We start from the raw sequence: 19,101 nt of genomic DNA, 5'->3' as shown, positions 1-19,101 counted from the left end.
GAAAAGCCTCCAAAGCAACGAAAATGGCCGCCCTCAATCCTCACAACAAGCCTCCCGCAATATTGCGCAACGGGCCCTTGGAGGGGGAGATGTCCGGCAGGACAGAGGGGGGCGCCTCGCGCAGACCTCTCCCCTTCGTGCGGTCTTCATCGCCATGAACCGCTTCGCCGAACTTCTCGACCGCCTGGTGCTGACGCCGTCGCGCAACGGCAAGCTGACGCTTTTGACCGATTATTTCCGCAGCGTCGAGGATCCCGATCGCGGCCTGGCGCTGGCGGCCATCACCGGCGATCTCAGGATCGCCGCGGTCAAGCCGGCCATGCTGCGCACGCTGGTCATCGAACGCATGGACCCGGTGCTGTTCGGCTATTCCTACGACTATGTCGGCGATCTCGCCGAGACGGTGTCGCTGGTCTGGCCGCAAACGCCTGGCAGGATCGCGAACCGCGAGCCGACGCTTGGCGAGGTGGTGGCGAAGCTGCAGGCGGCAAGCCGCTCCGACGGACCGAAGGTGCTGACAAGGCTGCTCGACAGCGCCGGCATCTCGGCGCGCTTTGCCATCATCAAGCTGGTGACCGGCGGCCTGCGCATCGGCGTCTCGGCGCGGCTGGCCAAACAGGCGCTGGCCGATTTCGGCAAAGTCGACGTCGCCGAGATCGAGGAGCTCTGGCATGGGCTGTCGCTGCCCTACACGGCGCTGTTCGCCTGGCTGGAAGGCAAGGCCGAAAAACCGCGCAACACGGCGATGGCGCTGTTCCGCCCGGTCATGCTGTCGAATCCGATCGGTGACGGCGACCTCGAAAAGCTCGATCCGGTGGACTATGCGGCCGAGTGGAAATGGGACGGGATCCGCGTCCAGGCGGTGGCCGAAGGCGGCATCCGCAGGCTCTATTCGCGCACCGGCGACGATGTCTCGGGCGCCTTTCCAGATCTCGCCGACGCCATGCATTTTTCCGCGACGCTCGATGGCGAGTTGCTGGTCGGCGATCCGCGAGAGGCGACGGGAACCTTCTCGGACCTGCAGCAGCGGCTGAACCGCAAGACGGTGACGCCGAAGATGCAGCAGCAGTATCCGGCCTTCATGCGCTGTTACGATCTGCTGCAGATCGGCGCGGAGGACCTGCGCGGACTGTCCTTCCGCGAGCGGCGCGGCCGTCTCGAAGCCTTCATCGGGACGCTCGATCCCAGCCGCTTCGATCTCTCCCCCTTCGTCGAGTTCACGGACTGGCAGGCGCTCGAGGACCTGCGTCGTACGCCGCCGCATCCGATCATCGAAGGCGTGATGCTGAAGCGCTGGGATTCGCCCTATGTCGCGGGCCGGCCGAAGGGTCCGTGGTTCAAATGGAAGCGCGATCCGCACACGGTGGACGCCGTGCTGATGTATGCCCAGCGCGGCCACGGCAAGCGCTCGAGCTTCTATTCCGACTATACATTCGGCGTCTGGTCCGGAGCCGAGGGCGCGGAGGAACTGGTGCCGGTCGGTAAGGCCTATTTCGGCTTTACCGACGAGGAACTGAGGCAGATCGACAAATATGTCCGCGACAACACGGTCGAGCGCTTTGGGCCGGTGCGCTCGGTGCGCGCCGACCGCGACAACGGCCTGGTGCTGGAAGTCGCCTTCGAGGGGCTCAACCGCTCGACCCGGCACAAATCGGGCGTCGCCATGCGTTTCCCCAGGATTTCACGGCTGCGCTGGGACAAGCCGGCCAACGAGGCCGACCGCATAGAAACCCTGCAGGCGCTGCTCGACCGCTAGGAGCGGCCGATATGTCGGTCGCAACGGTTCAGGGTTCGATCGAGACGCGGATCTCGTAGACGTTGACCGCCTTGCCCTGTTTGTCGAAATCGGAATTGATGGCGATGGTTCCGGCTGAGCCGGGATGCTTGTCGGGGAACTTCACGTCGAACAGATATTCGTTTTTCTGCTGGCCGACCGCGTAGCGCTTGCGGCCGCAGTCGCCGAGTTCGCCGAAATTGCAGTCGACGGAGATCTGCGTGTCCTTGCCGTCCTCGGCGCGGGCGATGATGTCGAACACGGCGTGCTTGCCGGCGAGCTTTTCCAGCACGCCCTGCCCGACGTCGAAGGCGATCGCCGAGCCGGAGGCGCCGGACTGGATGCGCAGGAACGGCCCGCTGTCGTCCTTCATCACCTCGGCCTTGGCGTCCGACGGGGCGGCGACATGGGTCGGGTCGGTCGGCGAAAACACATTGATCCAATCGCGCGACTGATCCGCGGCACCGGGCTTTGCCGGTGCATTGGCGCCGTCGGCCGGGGTAAAATCGTCGTCCTCGACCGTCGGCGGCGCTTCCGGCGGCGCGGTATTGAGCTGCGCGGCCGTTTTGAACACACCGGTCTGCATGGCGAAGTACAGTCCGATACCAATCGCCGCGAGCAGCGTGACCGTGAAGAAAATGGCGGTCAACGGCAGGCGCCGGCCGCGTATGCGCCGCTCATCGCGGTCGGGCGCCACTTCCGTCGCGGCTCCCGGCGCGGCGGGAGCCGACATGTCGATGGCTGGCGCGCCGGGAAGACTGGCGTCCGGCATTATGTCGGGAACCACCGGCAGCACGCGCGAGCGCGGCGCGTCGGATCCGGGCTGCACGGGGCCGTCGACGGCGACGGCGGGCGATGGCACCCTCGGGCCGGCCTCGATCGCCGGCGCTGCGCCGCCCTCGGCCTCGCCCGCCGGCGTGTCGATCTGCGGCGCAACGCCGGGCACCGCCGGCAGATACTCGGATTCGATTTCGGTGATTTTCGCCTGGATAGCCTTGCGGCGCTTGATGGCGACTTCCACGGTCACGCCGGGATTGGCCTGGAGCGCACGGTCGAGCGCGGCGAAGGCCGCACGATAGACCCTCTCGCGGAACGCGCGGTCCTCGGCGTTGCCCTTTTCCAAGGCGTTCCGGATCGCTTTTTCGATCGCGTCCAAGCGAGGTCCCTCTGCAAATTGCCACAAGCTTTCATGATGGTTAGCGGCAGGCGACCAATCAATCAACGGGCGGGCAGCCGCATTCTGCCTCGATGGGCCGTTCAAAGTCCATCTCCGCGATGTTCCGGCAAACAAAATCGGAATCTGTCGGCGATTCCAGCATGCAGGGACGCCAGAACCCCGGGTTCGATCGCGGCGGGCCTCTTGCATGATTTGCCAAGTCGCATCTTGAATTCGCGGCCGGTTGAGTCTATCACCCAGCCCATCTTGGAGGCCTTGGCCTCCCGGGCCGCTTTAGCTCAGTTGGTAGAGCACATCATTCGTAATGATGGGGTCAGGTGTTCGAGTCACCTAAGCGGCACCAGTTCCTCTTGTCCACCTGCATGCTGCAATCAGCACCTGCGTCACTGCCCGTGCAGTGGATCGCGACACCGGCGAAGCATATCCGCCATTGTCGAGACCTGGGTTTGATGTGAAACTCGCGGTGTCAGCATGGGAGGTCCAAATGCCCAACACTTTCAAGACCGGAGACGTCGTCAAGCTGAGGTCGGGAGGCCCGAGGATGACGGTCAGCGACGGCGCCGCTTCCGGCATGTATCTCTGCCACTGGTTCAACCGCGAGGGCGATGTGTGGACCCCGCAACATGCGGGATTCAAGCAGGAGCAGCTGGTAGCCGCCGACCAATCGACGTAATTCCCGCTTCGCCAAGGGATGGCCGGGCCGGCGCGACTCCAGACGCACCGGACGAAGTGTTCTTCCGCTTCCGGGACCGCCACGGTCCGTCATGGCCGGCAAGCGGCGTGATCGACATTGGTGACCGACGGATTTTTATGATCACGACGTTTAACGGCTGAAGCGTGACCGTGGCATTGGGCCATGGCAATGCGCCAACCGGAGACGTGAAGCATGATACGCCGTTCGATCCTTGCCACTGCCTTGAGCGTGCTGACCACCGCGGCTCTGGCCCAGACAGCGATACAGCCACCGGCCGCCGCGTCGCCCGCTGCCACACCGTCGGCTGGCACATCGTCGGCCGGCACATCGTCGGCCGCCAAGTCCGACATCACACTGGCCAAGTTCCAGAAACGGCGGGAGAAGGCGATCATGGCCGCCGACACGGACGGCGACGGCAAGATCAGCCTGCTGGAATGGGAGGCCTTCCAGGCCAAGCGCAACGTCAGGCGCGACCGGGCCAAATCCTTCGCGCGCATCGATTCCAATCATGACGGCTTCATCGACCGGGCCGAGCTCGATGCGTTCTTCGCCAAGCGCTTTGCCAGGCTCGACAAGAATGGCGACGGCATTCTGACGGCCGACGAGAGGCCGAGCCACAAATCCGCTCCCAAACCGGAGCAGTGACCAAGAGGCTATGACGTGTGATGCATATCGGGAGTGCGCCAGCCGATGAGCGCCGATCCGGACGAGGAGCTGGTTCGTCGGGTCGGTGCTGGCGATCCCGCAGCGGTGCAGGCGCTCGTCGCGCGCAAGCTGCCGCGCATCCTTTCGCTTGCCGTGCGCATGCTGGGCGATGCGGCGGAGGCCGAGGATGTCGCGCAGGAAACCTTCGTGCGCATCTGGCGTCATGCCTCGAAGTGGCGGCGTGGCAATGCACGCTTCGACACCTGGGTTCACCGAGTCACGCTCAACCTTTGCTACGACCGGCTGCGCCGGCGCCGCGAATTGGTGACCGACGAGATGCCGGACATTGTCGACCCCGCTCCGCTTCCCGATTCCCATCCTGGCGAAGAGGGGCATCGGGTCGAGCGGGCCTTACAGGCAATCGCGCCACGCCAGCGCGAGGCGATCATCCTGGTCTACTATCAGGAGATGTCCAACATCGAGGCGGCCGCGACCCTGGAGATCAGTGTCGATGCCCTGGAGAGCCTGCTGTCGCGCGGCCGGCGGTCACTGCAGACGATGCTGGCTGGGGATGGCGGCCATGACTGAGAAACGCGCGCGCCCGTATACTGTACGTTCAACCCGCCTTGCGGGCGTCCGGTTGGTCTGCGTTGTTTCCGACCCGCGTGGGCACGCGGCACCGAGGTGCAAGGGGAAAACAAATGGCTGAAGACATCGAAGACGGGCTGGCAATGGATGCCAAGCGTTTCGCGGCGCTGGCGGATGCCTATGGCGGCGATGTGCGCCGCTGGCCGGAAGCGGAACGCGAAGCCGCCGCAGCTTTTGCTTCAAGCGAAGCGGGCCAGGCCATTTCGCGACAGGCCGGCACACTTGACGCCCTGCTCGACAGCTATAGCGTCCAGCATCCCGGCAAGGCGCTGCACGGCAACATCCTGCGCGCAGCCGGCCGGCACCTCGTCCAGCGCCGGCGCCATCGGTTCTGGTGGCTGGGTCTGGGACTCGCCGGCATTGGTCTGGCGGGCGCCGTCGCCGGATTGGCCCTGGTGAGCATTGTCACGCCGGAAGCCGGATCGGATCACTATGTGCTGGATGCCAATATAACGGCGTTCGGCGATGCCGGGCCCGATGCCGAAAACGGCGAGGAGAGCCTATGAGCACGGGCCGCAATCTCATCATCGCATCGGTGGTGCTGAATGTCTTCCTGGCCGGGGCGCTTGCCGGCGGGGCCATCTGGATAAGAAGCGGCAAGTCCGGCCAGGGCTATTCGCTGGAGGCCGCCGGCGGCCGGCTTCCAGACCAGGAGCGCATGCTGTTCCGCAAGGCACTGCGCGAAGTGCGGCGCGAATCCCGCCAGGCCATCCTCGAGGGTCAGCAGGCCAGGCGCGAGGCAGCCGACCTGCTGCGCCAGCCGGTTGTCGACACGGCGGCCCTATCGGCCGCGCTGGAGCGGGCCCGCAACGCCGACATCGCCGTGCGCACGCGGCTTGAGCAGCGCATCATCGAATTCGCGGCGGCGGGTTCGGCCGCGGATCGCGCCGTGCTGGCGGAAGGGCTGGCCAGGCGGGCCGGGCCGCAGCCGAAGGCAGAGCCAAAAAAACAACCATGACGACCGACGGAAAACGCCTGCAAGGCCGTTTAACCGGGAGAAGGGCAGACCTGCCAGACCAATCGGTGCGAACAGGTCTTCATTTCTCGGAGAACATTCGGAGTAACGTCATGAACCGCCTGACACAGTATGCGGCAGCAGCCGTCCTCGCCTTGACCGGAACCGCAGCAACCGTTGCGACCTCCGCCGCCATGCCGATGGTGGCGCAACCGGCCGCCCCGGCACTGATCGAGCATGTGGCCTGGGGTTGCGGGCCCGGCTGGCATCCCAATCCCTGGGGGCGCTGCGTTCCCAACCGTGTCGTGGTGTATCCGCGCTACGGCTATTGGCACGGCCCGGCTTATTACGGCTGGCATCCGCACCGCCACTGGCACCGCTGGAGCCGCTGGTAAGCGCGTGGGAAGGGCCGGGCGGCACCCGCCCGCCCGGCCGCCTATCCCCGGTTGAAGCTGGGGAAACAGCCCAATCGGGCGTCGCGCACCTCGCATGAGATCCAACCATGGAGCGCTGACATGGCAGCTCAGGCTAAAGATTCCGCGCCGCCGGATCCCGCCCTGATCGCCTTCAACCGCTTCGGCCTCGGAGCCCGACCCGGCGACCGCGACAGGCTGGCGAACGACCCACGCGGCTATCTCAAGGCGGAACTGCGGCGGCTCGACGCCGCCATGATATCGCTCGACGACCCCACCTATGCCGATCTCAAGGGAAGCACGCCTGCCATCCAGGCCAGCATGGCGGCGAATCTCCAACGCAAGCTGGACCGGGAGCGAACGGCGACAGGGCAGCCGGCAACGGGCACGCCAGCCTCGGCTTCGGCCATGCCACCACCCGCCGCTCCGGGCATGTCGCCGGCCGCTGCCCCGGCCGCTGCCAAGATCAAACCCGCCGTGCCGCCTGTCGAAGTCACTTTGTTTCGGGCCGAGGCACAGGCGCGCTTCGACATGGCAATGCAGGCCGGGGCCGGCTTCGTCGAGCGCCTCGTCTATTTCTGGTCGAACCATTTCTGCGTCTCCGTGGCCAAGGCCAACATCGTGCGCGCCAGCGCCGGGGCCTTCGAACGGGAAGCGATCCGGCCCTTCGTGCTCGGCCGCTTCGCCGACATGCTCGTGGCGGTGGAGCGGCATCCGGCGATGCTGTTCTATCTCGACAACCAGCAGTCGATCGGCCCGGACTCCCGCGCCGGCAAGAACCGGCAGCGCGGCCTCAACGAGAACCTCGCCCGCGAGATCCTGGAACTGCACACGCTCGGTGTCGGCAGCGGCTATAGCCAGGCCGACGTCACCAGCTTCGCGCGCATCCTGACCGGCTGGACGATGGCCGGGCGGGAAGGACGGCTGGGCGAACCCGGCAGTTCCGTCTTCAACGCCAATGCGCACGAGCCGGGCGACGCGGTGCTGCTCGGCAAGACCTATCCGGCCGGCGGCATGGGCCAGGCCGAGACCGCGCTCAATGACATCGCCCGTCATCCGGCGACCGCGCAACACATCGCCACGCAACTTGCCCGGCATTTCATAGCCGATGACCCGCCGCCGGCGGCGGTCGCCCGTCTCGCAAAGGTGTTCGTCAAGAGCGACGGCCATCTCAGGGCACTGGCGGCGGCGCTCATCGACCTGCCGGAGGCGTGGTCGACGCCCCTGGCCAAAATGCGCTCGCCCTTCGATTATGTCGCTGCCATCAGGCGGGCGGCCGGCCCGGGACCGAACGATCCCGGCCAGTCGCTCAACTGGCTCAACGCATTGGGCGAGCCGCTCTGGCAGCCGCCGGGACCGAACGGCTTTTCCGACCGAGCGGACAGCTGGGCATCGGCCGAAGGCATGAAGATCCGCCTCGACATCGCATGGCAGGCCGCCAGGCAAGTGAAAGATATCGGCAATCCCAACGACATGCTCGACGCGGTGATCGGGCCCTCCGCCTCGCCGGAGACGCGGCAGGCGGTCGCCCGCGCCGAGTCCAAGCAGCAAGGTCTGGCGTTGCTGCTGATGGCGCCCGAATTCCAGCGCCGATAGCTCGAGCGATAGGTCCGGCGCCGACAACTCCCATGGAGACGAAGTCATGAGCCTGCTGTGTGAAACCCCTCACCCTTCCCGCCGCGCCGTCTTGGTGACCGGCGGCGCGCTGTTTGGCTGGGCTCATCTGCCCCGCTTCGCCCGCGCCGCCGACAACCGCGACCCGCGCCTGGTCGTCATCGTGCTGCGCGGCGCGCTGGACGGCCTGTCGGCGGTCGGTCCGGTCGGCGACCCCGACTATGCCGGCCTGCATGGCGACATCGCCCTGTCGCTTTCCGGTCCGCATGCGGCGCTGCCGCTCGATGCTTTCTTCGCGGTCAATCCGGCGATGCCGGTGTTTGCGCGCCTGTTCAAGGCAAGCCAGGCGGCGGTCGTGCACGCGGCGGCGACCGGCTATCGCGAGCGCTCGCATTTCGATGGGCAGGATGTGCTGGAAAGCGGTTTTGCCGGCCCCGGCCATGTCGCCACCGGCTGGCTCAACCGGGCGCTGGAGAACCTGCCGGCAGGCGACCGCGTGGCGACGCTTGGCGCCCTGGCCGTCGGACCATCGACGCCGCTGGTGATCCGTGGCGCAGCCCCCGTGCTCGGCTGGGCGCCGCAATCGCTGCCAGCGCCAGCAGGCGACCTTGCGACGCGGGTTCTCGATCTCTATCAGCACCGCGATCCGGTGCTGGCGGTGGCGCTGCGAAAGGGCCTCGACGCCGATCGCATGGCGCTCGACGACCAGATCGGCGCTAAGGCGATGAAGCCTGGAGGCGGTCTCGACAGCGCCACCGGCATGCGGCAGGCCGCGCAAGGTACCGCCAGGCTGATCGCGGCCGATGACGGACCGCGCGTCGCGGCACTCGCCTTCGACGGCTGGGACACGCATGTCAACGAGGGTGGCGCGACCGGCCGGCTCGCCACCTTGCTCGGCGGCCTCGATGGTGCGTTCGAGGAATTCGAAAAAGGTCTCGGCGAGCGCTGGAAGGATACGGCGATCGTCGCGATCACCGAATTCGGCCGTACGGCGCGGATCAACGGCACGGTCGGCACCGACCACGGCACCGGCACCGTCGTGCTGCTCGCCGGCGGCGCGATCAAGGGCGGGCGCGTCATCGCCGACTGGCCGGGGCTAAAGCCCGCGCAACTCTACCAGCAACGCGACCTTGCGCCGACCAGCGATGTCAGGGCGGTGCTGAAAGGCCTGCTCGCCGACCAGTTCGGACTTTCGGCCGCAGTGCTCGGCGAGAAGGTGTTTCCGGACTCAGGTGCGGTGAAGCCGATGATGAACCTGATTGTCTGACGTCTAGAGCGGTTCAGTGTTTGTTGGAATCGCCGAACCGCTCTAACTCTTTGTTTTCACGCAATTCCGGATGGAAAACCGCTACGCACTTTTCCTGGAATTGCTCTAGCGACGCCGCGTTTTCTGCCGCGGCGCCGTCTCGCTCTTGCCGGTGATCAGGCGGCCTCGACCTTGGCGGGCGCGAAGTCTTCGCCGCGCACCAGCCTGGTCACGCCGACGAAATCGATCTTGCCCGAGCCAAGCACCGGCACATGCGCCACGACGCGCACCTCGGCCGGCACCATCAGGTCCATGGCGCCGTTTGCCTTGGCGAAGGCCAGAAACTCGGCGCGCGTCGCCTTTTCGGCTTCGGTGATGAGCACCAGCTTTTCGCCCTTGCGCAAGTCCGGCACTGTCGCGACCGCCGAGAGCGATCCTTTCCACAGCTCGCCCGCCAATGCTTCGACGGCAGCCAGCGAAATCATCTCGCCGCCGATCTTGGCAAAGCGCTTGGCGCGGCCGCGAATGCTGACGAAGCCGGCATCGTCGATGCTGACGATGTCGCCGGTGTCGTGCCAGCCGTCCTGCAGCGGCTCGAGCACACCAGGCTTTTCGGCCCTGAGATAGCCCGCCATGACATTGGGGCCGCGCACGAACAGCCGTCCGCCACCTTCGACGCCGATCACCGGTTCCAGGCGGTATTCCATGCCGGGCATGATTTTTCCGACCGTGCCTGATTTGTTGTACATCGGCGTGTTGATGGAGATCACCGGCGCCGTCTCGGTAACGCCATAGCCTTCGAGAATGCGCAGGCCGAACTTCTCCATATAGGTTTCACGGGTCGAGGCCTTGACCGGCTCGGCACCGGAAAAGCAATAGCGCACCGAGCGGAAATCATAGGGACGGGCGGTGCGCGCATAACCGCTGAGGAAGGTGTCGGTGCCGAAGATGATCGTCGCGTTCGAGGCATAGACCAGTTCCGGCACGATGCGGTAGTGCAGCGGCGACGGGTAGAAATAGACGGGAACGCCGGACACCAGCGGCAGCACCGTGCCCGCCGTCAGGCCGAACGAATGGAAGATCGGCAGTACGTTGAACACTTTGTCGCCCGAATGAAAATCGATGCGCGAGGCGGCCTGCGCGGCATTGGCCAGGATGTTGCGATGGGTGAGCACCACGCCCTTCGGCGTGCCTTCGGAGCCCGAGGTGAACAGGATCACGGCCGGGTCGGTGGCCTTGCGGGCAACCCTGGGCGTAGTCTTGCGCAACAGGCCAAGCAGCTTGTCCTTGAGGCCGATGGTCGCACGCAGATCATCGAGCCAGACGACGTTGACCGACCGGCCGACCTCCTCGACGATTGCGCCAAGCTTGGCCTGCTCGACAAAAGCCCGAGAGGTCAGGATGGTGGTTACCTGCGCCGCCTGGCAGGCGGACAGGATGTTGGTGGCACCGGCGGTGAAGTTGATCATCGCCGGGACCTTGCCGGCGGACATGACGCCGAGCAGAGCGGCACAGGCGCCATTGGCGTTGGGCAGCATGATACCGAGCGTGTCCTGTCCGGCATAAAGCGTCTCGAACTTCTCGCCGAGCACCGCGACGCCAGTGAGCAGCTTGCCGTAACTCAGCGAGCCGGCGACCGGATCCTGCACGGCAAGTTGCTTCATGCCGCGCTCGGTCGCCGTCTCGATGATCCTTTCGAGCACGGTCTTGTCGATATGCTGGGTGCGGAAGACGAGATCTGACATCACCTGGTAGAGCGCGGCGCCGGCGGCGGCGCGCCGCTTGCGTCCCTTCAGCTCGTCGTCGACCTTGAGCTTGACCGGCGGCAGTATGGTCACCCTGACCTTCGGGAACAGGCGGCGGCGCACGTGCTGCGCCGTCAGCCGCGAGAAGGGGCTTTTCTCCAGCCCCTCGATACGGATCGGCACCACCATCGAGCCGGTCTTGTCGGCCACCATGGCGGCGCCGTCATAGACCTTCATCAGCCCGCCGGTGACGGTAATGCGGCCCTCGGGGAAGATGACCAGCGGATCGCCGTTCTGCACGATCTTGATCAGCGTGCGTGTCGACATCGGCTTGGATGGATTGAGCGGCAGCGCGCGGGTCAGTTTCAGGAACGGCTTCATCCACCAGGCCTGCGCAATGGTGTAGTCGATGGCGAAGACCGGCTCTTCATCGGTCAGAGTCAGAGCCAGCGGTCCGTCGAGGAAGCTGACATGGTTGAGCGCCAGGATGGGTGCCGGCCCCGCGGCCTTGAGGTTTTCCAGGCCCTCCACTTCCAGACGATGGAAGGCACGGAAGAGAATGGAGACGAAGTCGCAGAAAGCGTTGGTCGGCAGATATTTCAACATCAGCCAGGCGGCCACGGCATTGAAGGCGGCAAGCCCGAACAGCACGCTGGCAATAGAGACGCCCGCGGCCTGAATGGCGGCGACGAGGACGCCGCCCATTGTCATGAAGCCGGCGTTGACGATGCTGACCGCGGCGACGACCCGGGCGCGGCGCGCCTCGGGCGACCAGGCCTGCACGGCGGCAAAGGTCGGCACCACCAGGAAGGCGCTGGAGATCGCCATGCCGGCGAGGTCGATCGCAACACGGATCGTGTTTGGCCCTGCGAAGAAGAGGCCAAGGGTTTCGGCTTTTGGCGAGGGCTGCATGCTCCAGATCGTCCAGGCAAGGTGCAAGCCGAACACCGCCAGCAGCGCCGTTCCGACCGGCGCCGGGAGCAGCACCATGCGGCCCTGCGACATCCAGGCGGCGATCGCCGAGCCGATGGCGATGGAGACGGCGAACACCGCTAGATAGGCGGTGACCGCGATCTCGTTGCCGCCGAGCTGATCCTTGATCAGCGTGGGCAGGATCGAAAGCACGATGGCGCCGATCAGCCAGAACCACGAGGTCATCAATCCGGCGCGCCAGATGCGCGTGTCGGTGCGCAATTCGCTGACCTGCCGCCATGTCGAGCGGAAGATGTTCCAGTCGATGACAAGGTTCGGCGCGGCGGAGCCGGTCGAAGGGATAGAGCGGCTGACGGCCCAGCAGCCGACCGCCAGGATCATCATCATCGGGCCGAAGACGGCGACGCCAATGCCGTCGGCGGAGACCACGCCGCCAACAATCGTGCCGCCAAGAATGGCGGCGAAGGTCGCCGACTCGATCCAGGCGTTGGCGCGGGGCAATTCCCTGCGCTCGAGATGATCGGGCAGGATGCCGTATTTAATCGGCCCAAACAGCGCCGAGATGACGCCGAACATCAGCAACGCCGTCATCAACGGGATCGACGAAAGCGCGATGCCGACGACCGCGACGGCGGCGGCGCCGATCTCGGCAAATTTCAGCCGGCGGGCGATGAGCGCCTTGTCGAAGCGGTCGGCAATCTCGCCGCCCAGCGCCCACAGGAGCAGGAACGGAGCCATGAACACGGCGCCGGCCAAGGTGACCAGCGAAGCCGCCTGATCGGCGGCCAGTGTGAAGAGGATCAGGAACACCAGAGTGTTCTTGAGGAAATTGTCGTTGAAGGCGGACAGGAACTGCGTCCAGAAAAGCGGCGCGAAGCGCCGCGAAAGCATGAGGTGCGTGTTCATGGCGATTTCCCATTTGGGCGGAACCACGCGGCGATGCTCCGGTGATCCCCGCGGTTTCATGCGCTGTTTCAATCGTTGTAATAATGTGAGCTGGTTAAACTTCTTGCCGCGTCTGATCTTCCCGGCGATCGCAAGTCTAGGCTCGTTTCGGCCAGCGGCCCCGCCCGGTGCCTTTTGTGGAGCCGTTCAACATTTCCGCTTCTCCCTATGAACAATGTTCATAGCCTCAACTTACCACAACGTGAACAATGTTCAAGTTAAAAATGAACGCCGTTCACAAGAGAGCGGATTGATGAGCGAGGAGATGCAGCGGTGGCGGCCAGCCGTGTTGCCGTGGCCAGAGTCACGAAGGCGGTTGGTCGGCGCGATCGGCGGAGGTCACCCGCTGAAACTCAGGTGACTGGAGATGACCCCAGCGTCGCCACGGTCTTCAGCGCGCCGTCGAGCATGTCGCCATTCTCGTCCTTCAGCGCCGCCTCGCGCAGGCGGCGTATCCAGTCGGCGGCATCGTCGCGGCCCTTGAGCAGGTCGAGAGCAGAGAGTACGCGGTCGAATTTCGACTGGGCGCGCACATGGGTGTCGCTGTAGCCTTTGATCAGCCGGCGGCAGTTGAGGATTTCGATGGCAAGCGCGTACTCTGCCGGCACGTAGCCAAGCGCCAGTGTGTACCAGCGATCGAGATGGGCAAGCTCGACCTTATGGCGCAGCAGGCCGCGGCGCCATCGCCGCAGGCCGCCGATGAGCCACAGGGCGGCAAAGCCGGCAAAGCTGTCGGTGCGGATGCGGCGGCCACGGTTGATGCGGCGGTCGAGAAAGCCGGCGAGCTTGGGCCGGTTCTCGATGTAGCCGCCGAGCCCCGCCGGCAGCGTGCCGCAGAACTCCTCGATGCGCGGATGGAAATACTCGGTCACTTGCAGGACCGAACCGTCCTTGATGCCAACCTCCTTGCGCACCCGCCTGTCGCGGGTCGAGCGCGTTTTCAGATCGGCGACGCGGATCATGTCGTCATAGCACATGGCATTGGCCAGATGCTTGGCCGCGGCTATGGACAGAACATGAGCGTGGCCGGAGCTGTCCAGCGCGACGGCCTTGTCCAGCCGATCGAGATATTCGCGGCCATAGGCGATGTCCTGATAGTCGACGACCTTTCTCAGGCCGCGAAGCGCCATGTCGCGCACGGCCAGGGGCATCAGGTCGATGCGAGCAACCAGGGCCTGCCATCCCTGCAGCAGATTTTGCGGACCGCTCACGCGCCCAGTACCCTGGGCGGATTCGACAATCGCTGGCTCCGCCGGCTTTGACGAAGGTGCTGCCGCCAAGCCCCGCGCGCGATCGAACGCCGCGCTAAAGGCGGCGAGGCTGGCCTTGACGCCACGGCCGCCGGTGCCGATCGCCTGTTCATAACTTTCACGGGTAAACGGCAGTGCGTCGGAGCCGGCCAGCGCGCCGAGCAGGCTGGCCGAGATCATCGAGCCGTTGTCGGCGGCGATCTTTTCCATGTCGAAAGCGATGAAGCGCTTCGACGCGGTTTCCGCCGTGGCGTGAACCTTGGACGACGAGGCGCGGCCGTCGCCCGGTTCGATCTTTTCCGACACGGCGGCGATGCGATGCGAGGAAGCGATCAACGTCGTGCGGTTGGGGGTGACGAACCCCCTGATGATCGCACGGCCGGCTTCCATCAGTTCGGCGGCGATCAAGATGTCGACATCGCCCTGCGAGGGCGACAGCGCGAAGACCGGCAGGCGGCCGGTGTCGCGGGCCATTTCGATATAGTAGATGGTGGCGCCGGTGCGCTGGGCGACGCCGGCGACCGAGGTCGATTGCGCGACATAGCCATTGCGCTCGGCGACATCGGTGATCCAGTCGGCCAGCACGCCGCCGCCCTGGCCGCCAACGGCCAGCACGGCGAGCTTGATCACCGGCTCATCGGCAGCACCGGACCTGGGATGCAAGGAAGGAACAGGCTCAAGCATCGGCGAATATCAGGCGCCGGCTTTCGCGCCGCCTCTGCAGCAAGCCGATCGTCGCGCGGCGCGTCGCTTCCAGGAAACGGTCCCAGCGGCTTGGATTGTGCACGACATCGGCACGGTAGAAGGACGGGCAGAGCACGGCGGCGTCCGCCACCTCGCCGCAATTGCCGCAGCCGACGCAGTTCTGGTCGATCGATGCGACCGGATCGTCGCGCAGCGGATCGTCGAGCGATTTCACCGACAGCGACGGGCAGCCGGAGAGCCGCATGCAGGCGTGATCGCCGGTGCAGATGTCCTCGTCGACGCCGAACTTCGGCTTGACGACCCTCGTCCCACCCTTGATCGCCTTGTCGACCAGCGGCCTTTCGCGGCGCTGGCGATTGAGCATGCACTCCGACGAAGCGACGATGACTTTTGGCCCCTTCTCGTCCGTCGTCAGCGCCTCGCGCAACGTGTCCTGCATCTTGCCGACATCATAGGTGCGGTCGACATGGCGTAACCATTTGACGCCCATGCCTTTCACCGCCTCGGTGATCGGATGCTTGGTCGACTTGGTCCTATTGCCGGCACGCGACGACAGGATGTCCTGCCCGCCGGTGGCTGCCGAATAAAAATTATCGACGATGACGATGACGCCGTCATTCTTGTTGAACACCGCATTGCCGATCGAGGAGGTCAGGCCATTGTGCCAGAAGCCGCCGTCGCCGACGAAGGAGATCGAGCGGCGCTTTGCGTCGGGCGAATTGAACGCCGAGGCCGAGGCGGGCCCCAGCCCGTAGCCCATCGTGGTGGAGCCGAGCTCGAAAGGCGGCATGATCGAGAACAAATGGCAACCGATATCGGAAGCGATGTGGTGCTTGCCGAGTTCCTGCTCGACCAGTTTGGTCGCCGCGAAGATCGGCCGTTCGGGGCAACCGATGCAGAAGCCGGGCGGACGGCCTGGCACGACGTTGATCAGATCAGCCGTGTCGACGCCGTCGCCAACCTTGTTGGGCGCGCGCACCTCGCCCGGCAAAAGATGCGGGGCTTCTGCGCGCAGGAAGGCGCCGATGCCGTCGAGCATGACCTGGCCGGTATATTCGCCGGCCATCGGCAGATGCTCCTTGCCGACCAGCCTGGTGCCGCGCCCCGCCTTGTGCAGCATCGCGGCAAAGGCCTGCTCGATATAGTTGGGCTGGCCTTCCTCGACCACCAGCACCGCCTGCTTGCCCTCGCAAAAGGCGAGGAACTCGTCGTCGATCAGCGGATAGACGGCGTTGAGCACGTAGAGCGGCACATCCGTGTCGCCATAGGTGTCGGCAAGGCCGAGCCGCTGCAGCGCACGGATGACCGAATTGTACATGCCACCCTGCATGACGATGCCGACCGAGCCGTGGTCCGAGCCGAAGAACTCGTTGATCTTGTTCCTGGTGATGAAATCCACCGCCGCCGGCCAGCGCTTTTGCACCTTCTCCTTTTCGTGCAGGAAGGAGGCGGGCGGCAGCACGATGCGTCCGGTGTCGCGGCGCGGCGCATCGAGTGCATCGGCAACCGTCATCGACGGACGCTTGTTGTCCTTGGCGATGAAATGGCCATGCACGTGGCAGCAGCGAATGCGCACCTGCAGCATGACAGGCGTGTTGGAGATTTCCGACAGCTCGAAACCATCCTCCACCGCTTTGACGATGGATGGCAAATTGGGGCGCGGGTCGAGCAGCCAGACCTGGCTCTTCATGGCGAAGGCATGGCTGCGCTCCTGCATGATGGAGGAGCCCTCGCCATAATCCTCGCCGACGATGATCAGCGCGCCGCCGGTGACGCCGCCGGACGCGAGATTGGCCAACGCGTCGGAAGCAACGTTCGTACCGACCGTCGACTTGAAGGTCGCGGCACCACGGATCGGATAGTGCACCGAGGCCGCCAGCATGGCTGTGGCGGTGGCTTCTGAGGCGCTCGCCTCGAAATGCACGCCGAGCTCGCCCAGAATGTCCTGCGCATCGGCCAACACATCCATCAGATGGCTGATCGGCGCGCCCTGGTAGCCTCCGACATAGCCGACGCCGCATTGCAGCAGCGCCTTGGTGATGGCGAGAATGCCCTCGCCGGCAAATTCCTCGCCGGCGCCGAGCCTCAGCTTTTCGACTTCCTTGGCAAAAGACCGTTCAGCCATCTCTGCCTCCTTCCGTTGCCGCCGACAGCCGGCGGCGCGTACATCTAGATGTCGTGCTTGCGAATGTTCTTCAGCATCTTCAAAAGCGTGGCGATAAGTGCTGCATATTCGGCGTCGTCGATATCGTCGAACGTGGCCTCGAAGGCGTCATGCATGGCCGGCCAGGCGCGGGTGAACTCGGCTCGGCCCTCGTCGGTCAGGAACACGTGGCGGATGCGGCTGTCGGTGACGCCCTGCTCGCGCCGCACGAACCCTTGCCCCTCCAGCGTGTCCAGCGTGCGGCTCAAGGTCGACTGCTCGATGACAGTATAGACCGAGAGGTCGTTGACGGTGACGCCGTCGGCGACCGACAGCACGGCGAGCGTGCGCACCTGCGAAATCGTCAGGCCCTGCTTGCGGAAATCATCACGCAGGGTGGCGTTGTAGCGGCCCATGATGCGGTTCATCAGATAGGGCGCGAATTGCTGCAGGCCGATCTGGCCGAGGGTCGAAATGCGCTGGCGTTTTTCGGCGACCTTCTGTTCCATCACAGCTTCCCCGCCAGCAGGAAACCGGAGCCGCCGCCGAGACCGGCACCGGGATGGGTCGAGGCCCCGATATGGTAGAGGTTCTTGATGCCGGTCTGGTGGTTGCGGCTGGTCTTGAACGGCCGCCACAGGAACGACTGGTCGATAGCAGAGGAGCCGCCATAAGGGTCGCCGCCGACCAGGTTGATGTTCATCGTTTCGAGATCGGCCGGCGAATAGGCGCGGCGCGCGATGATGCTGTCCTTGAAGCCGTCGATATGGCTGGCGAGGATCGCTTCGACGCGATCGGCATAGGCCTCGCGCAGCGCCTCGGTCCATTGCCCGTCAGCCGGTGCCTGCAGCTTGCCGGCGGCGTCGCCCTTGATGTGGCGCGGCGCCTCGGGCAGTTGCAGCCACAGGATCGCCTTGCCTTGCGGGCAGCGCGACGGGTCGAGCGCATGCGGCTGGCCGACACAGATGGTCGGCACTTCGGGCAGCATGCCGCACGCCGCCTCGTTGCAAGCCTTCGACACGCCGTCCAGTCCAGGCGTCAGATGCAGCAGCGCCACCTTGTCGAGGCCCTCGCCGCGCCAGGACGGCGGCTTGTCGAGGGCGTAGTGGATCTGGAAATTGCCTTTTCCATAGCGGTACTTCCGCGTCGCTTCGACGTCGCCCTTCGGAGCGTCCTTGCCGAGCAGGCGACCGTAAAGCTGCGTCGGCGTGACCGAGCAGATGACGCTCTTGGTGGCGTGAACCATTTCGCCCGAGGCCAGCCGCACACCCGTGGCGCGACCTCCGGCCATGAGGATGGAGGCAACGTCCGCTTCGGTGGAAATGACGCCGCCGCGTTCCTTGATGAGCGCCTCGAAAGCCGACAGCAGGTTCTGCGCCCCGCCCTTGACGATCGGCGCGCCGGCCGCCTCCAGCGCGAAGGCGATCACCTTGGCGATCTGGCTGGAAAAGGCGTCTTCGGGACCAAGCCCGGCATGCAGCACCCACGGCGCCCAGAGCGCACGGACTATCTCCGACTGATAAGTACTTTCCAGCCAGCTACGCGCCGGCACCAGCGCGTCGCCGAGAAAGGCGGCAAGCCCGCGGGGACCACGCCGCCAGGCGTCTCCGGCCAGCAGCTTCGCGGTCGGATAGGACCAGAGCGCGCCGCCGAGTAGGCCGAACAGCAGGCCGGCATTGCGCTCGATGCCGCCGACATCTTCCGCGTGGCGGTCGCCGTCGCCAGCAGCGATCCTGTTAAGCGCGGCGATGTTGGCGGCACGGTCGGTGGTGAGCACCGCGTGGCTACCATCCGGCCGCAGCACTCCGGTCGGCGTGCCGGTATGGCAGAACTCCAGCCCGTGCCGGGCGAGATCGGCGCCCAGTGCCGCGAATGCCGGAGAGGTGATTAACAGAACAAAAGTCGTCGCCATCACGTCGTGAATGAAGCCGGGCGCGGTGATCTCCTCGGTGCGCATGCAGCCGCCGATGCGGTCGTTGCGCTCCAGCACGAGCACCTTGGCGCCCTTGCCGCCGAGCATCGCCGCGCAGACCAGCGCATTGATGCCGCTGCCGACGACGATGTGATCGGGGGCATTCATTGAAGGTCGCTCCCCGCCGGGAGGCGGAGTTCAAGTGCGCGAGGTTGCTTTCCTTCGCGCCCCCCTCTGTCCTGCCGGACTGTCCGGCAGGACAGAGGGGGGCGCCGTAGAGCGCCAGCGCCACGCGGCCGGCG

15 protein-coding genes and 1 tRNA gene are annotated in these 19,101 nt (G+C 65.5%); 10 read left to right on the top strand and 6 right to left on the bottom strand.

Features of this window, described 5'->3' with window-relative positions; translation table 11 throughout:
• Window positions 1-154 precede the first annotated feature (154 nt).
• Window positions 155-1,756, top strand: coding sequence for a cisplatin damage response ATP-dependent DNA ligase (locus FJ960_RS28710; protein ID WP_140718492.1), 1,602 nt, complete (start codon window positions 155-157; stop codon window positions 1,754-1,756).
• Window positions 1,757-1,784: 28 nt separating this feature from the next.
• On the opposite strand, the gene FJ960_RS28705 is transcribed toward FJ960_RS28710, so the two are convergent.
• A complete protein-coding gene (locus FJ960_RS28705) occupies window positions 1,785-2,930 on the bottom strand; it encodes a hypothetical protein (RefSeq protein ID WP_140718491.1) in 1,146 nt (381 codons plus the stop codon).
• A gap of 288 nt (window positions 2,931-3,218) precedes the next feature.
• Between FJ960_RS28705 and FJ960_RS28700 the strand changes: the two genes are divergently transcribed.
• The 9 genes from FJ960_RS28700 (at window position 3,219) to FJ960_RS28660 (ending at window position 9,187) form a co-directional block, all read left to right on the top strand.
• A tRNA-Thr gene (locus FJ960_RS28700) sits at window positions 3,219-3,294 on the top strand.
• Between the two features lie 141 nt (window positions 3,295-3,435).
• Window positions 3,436-3,624: a DUF2158 domain-containing protein gene (locus FJ960_RS28695; protein WP_027142105.1), complete on the top strand. Its 189-nt coding sequence runs from the start codon at window positions 3,436-3,438 to the stop codon at window positions 3,622-3,624.
• 213 nt (window positions 3,625-3,837) lie between these two features.
• Complete coding sequence (locus FJ960_RS28690) at window positions 3,838-4,290, top strand: acid-shock protein (RefSeq protein ID WP_140510567.1); 453 nt, start codon at window positions 3,838-3,840, stop codon at window positions 4,288-4,290.
• Window positions 4,291-4,335: 45 nt separating this feature from the next.
• Entirely contained in the window at window positions 4,336-4,878 is a 543-nt protein-coding gene (locus tag FJ960_RS28685; RefSeq protein WP_140718490.1) for an RNA polymerase sigma factor, read from the top strand.
• 113 nt (window positions 4,879-4,991) lie between these two features.
• Window positions 4,992-5,444, top strand: coding sequence for a hypothetical protein (locus FJ960_RS28680; RefSeq protein WP_140718489.1), 453 nt, complete (start codon window positions 4,992-4,994; stop codon window positions 5,442-5,444).
• Window positions 5,441-5,896 carry a periplasmic heavy metal sensor gene (locus tag FJ960_RS28675; protein ID WP_140718488.1) on the top strand — a complete coding sequence of 152 codons (456 nt, stop codon included), beginning with the start codon at window positions 5,441-5,443 and terminating at the stop codon, window positions 5,894-5,896. Before FJ960_RS28680 ends, FJ960_RS28675 begins: the two co-directional genes overlap by 4 nt.
• Window positions 5,897-6,006: 110 nt before the next feature.
• Window positions 6,007-6,288: a hypothetical protein gene (locus tag FJ960_RS28670; protein ID WP_140718487.1), complete on the top strand. Its 282-nt coding sequence runs from the start codon at window positions 6,007-6,009 to the stop codon at window positions 6,286-6,288.
• A gap of 120 nt (window positions 6,289-6,408) precedes the next feature.
• The gene (locus FJ960_RS28665; RefSeq protein ID WP_140718486.1) at window positions 6,409-7,902 is read left to right on the top strand and encodes a DUF1800 family protein; all 1,494 of its coding nucleotides are present in this window, start codon (window positions 6,409-6,411) and stop codon (window positions 7,900-7,902) included.
• Window positions 7,903-7,948: 46 nt separating this feature from the next.
• Window positions 7,949-9,187 carry a DUF1501 domain-containing protein gene (locus FJ960_RS28660; RefSeq protein WP_140718485.1) on the top strand — a complete coding sequence of 413 codons (1,239 nt, stop codon included), beginning with the start codon at window positions 7,949-7,951 and terminating at the stop codon, window positions 9,185-9,187.
• A gap of 155 nt (window positions 9,188-9,342) precedes the next feature.
• On the opposite strand, the gene FJ960_RS28655 is transcribed toward FJ960_RS28660, so the two are convergent.
• The 5 genes from FJ960_RS28655 to FJ960_RS28635 form a co-directional block, all read right to left on the bottom strand.
• A complete protein-coding gene (locus FJ960_RS28655; protein WP_140718484.1) occupies window positions 9,343-12,750 on the bottom strand; it encodes an acyl-[ACP]--phospholipid O-acyltransferase in 3,408 nt (1,135 codons plus the stop codon).
• 392 nt (window positions 12,751-13,142) lie between these two features.
• Complete coding sequence (locus tag FJ960_RS28650) at window positions 13,143-14,723, bottom strand: indolepyruvate oxidoreductase subunit beta family protein (protein ID WP_140718483.1); 1,581 nt, start codon at window positions 14,721-14,723, stop codon at window positions 13,143-13,145.
• Window positions 14,716-16,869 (bottom strand): indolepyruvate ferredoxin oxidoreductase subunit alpha, encoded by a 2,154-nt coding sequence (locus tag FJ960_RS28645; RefSeq protein ID WP_140718482.1) that lies wholly within the window; start codon window positions 16,867-16,869, stop codon window positions 14,716-14,718. Before FJ960_RS28645 ends, FJ960_RS28650 begins: the two co-directional genes overlap by 8 nt.
• Window positions 16,870-16,913: 44 nt before the next feature.
• A complete protein-coding gene (locus tag FJ960_RS28640) occupies window positions 16,914-17,396 on the bottom strand; it encodes a MarR family transcriptional regulator (RefSeq protein ID WP_140718481.1) in 483 nt (160 codons plus the stop codon).
• A complete protein-coding gene (locus FJ960_RS28635; RefSeq protein ID WP_140718480.1) occupies window positions 17,396-18,967 on the bottom strand; it encodes an NAD(P)/FAD-dependent oxidoreductase in 1,572 nt (523 codons plus the stop codon). The genes FJ960_RS28640 and FJ960_RS28635 overlap by 1 nt, the downstream gene beginning before the upstream one ends.
• Window positions 18,968-19,101: the final 134 nt, after the last annotated feature.

Source organism: Mesorhizobium sp. B2-3-11 (genome assembly GCF_006442215.1).
Classification (GTDB): Bacteria; Pseudomonadota; Alphaproteobacteria; order Rhizobiales; family Rhizobiaceae; genus Mesorhizobium; species Mesorhizobium salmacidum.
The sequence above is the reverse complement of the archived record's forward strand: the minus strand, read 5'-3'. Positions and strand labels throughout refer to the sequence as shown.

Excerpts from the sequence above, each read along its gene's own strand:
- FJ960_RS28710 (WP_140718492.1), top strand. The coding sequence starts at position 155 with ATGAACCGCTTCGCCGAACTTCTCGACCGCCTGGTGCTGACGCCGTCG.
- FJ960_RS28695 (WP_027142105.1), top strand. The coding sequence starts at position 3,436 with ATGCCCAACACTTTCAAGACCGGAGACGTCGTCAAGCTGAGGTCGGGA.
- FJ960_RS28690 (WP_140510567.1), top strand. The coding sequence starts at position 3,838 with ATGATACGCCGTTCGATCCTTGCCACTGCCTTGAGCGTGCTGACCACC.
- FJ960_RS28685 (WP_140718490.1), top strand. The coding sequence starts at position 4,336 with ATGAGCGCCGATCCGGACGAGGAGCTGGTTCGTCGGGTCGGTGCTGGC.
- FJ960_RS28680 (WP_140718489.1), top strand. The coding sequence starts at position 4,992 with ATGGCTGAAGACATCGAAGACGGGCTGGCAATGGATGCCAAGCGTTTC.
- FJ960_RS28675 (WP_140718488.1), top strand. The coding sequence starts at position 5,441 with ATGAGCACGGGCCGCAATCTCATCATCGCATCGGTGGTGCTGAATGTC.
- FJ960_RS28670 (WP_140718487.1), top strand. The coding sequence starts at position 6,007 with ATGAACCGCCTGACACAGTATGCGGCAGCAGCCGTCCTCGCCTTGACC.
- FJ960_RS28665 (WP_140718486.1), top strand. The coding sequence starts at position 6,409 with ATGGCAGCTCAGGCTAAAGATTCCGCGCCGCCGGATCCCGCCCTGATC.
- FJ960_RS28660 (WP_140718485.1), top strand. The coding sequence starts at position 7,949 with ATGAGCCTGCTGTGTGAAACCCCTCACCCTTCCCGCCGCGCCGTCTTG.
- FJ960_RS28655 (WP_140718484.1), bottom strand. The coding sequence starts at position 12,750 with ATGAACACGCACCTCATGCTTTCGCGGCGCTTCGCGCCGCTTTTCTGG.
- FJ960_RS28650 (WP_140718483.1), bottom strand. The coding sequence starts at position 14,723 with ATGCTTGAGCCTGTTCCTTCCTTGCATCCCAGGTCCGGTGCTGCCGAT.
- FJ960_RS28645 (WP_140718482.1), bottom strand. The coding sequence starts at position 16,869 with ATGGCTGAACGGTCTTTTGCCAAGGAAGTCGAAAAGCTGAGGCTCGGC.
- FJ960_RS28640 (WP_140718481.1), bottom strand. The coding sequence starts at position 17,396 with ATGGAACAGAAGGTCGCCGAAAAACGCCAGCGCATTTCGACCCTCGGC.
- FJ960_RS28635 (WP_140718480.1), bottom strand. The coding sequence starts at position 18,967 with ATGAATGCCCCCGATCACATCGTCGTCGGCAGCGGCATCAATGCGCTG.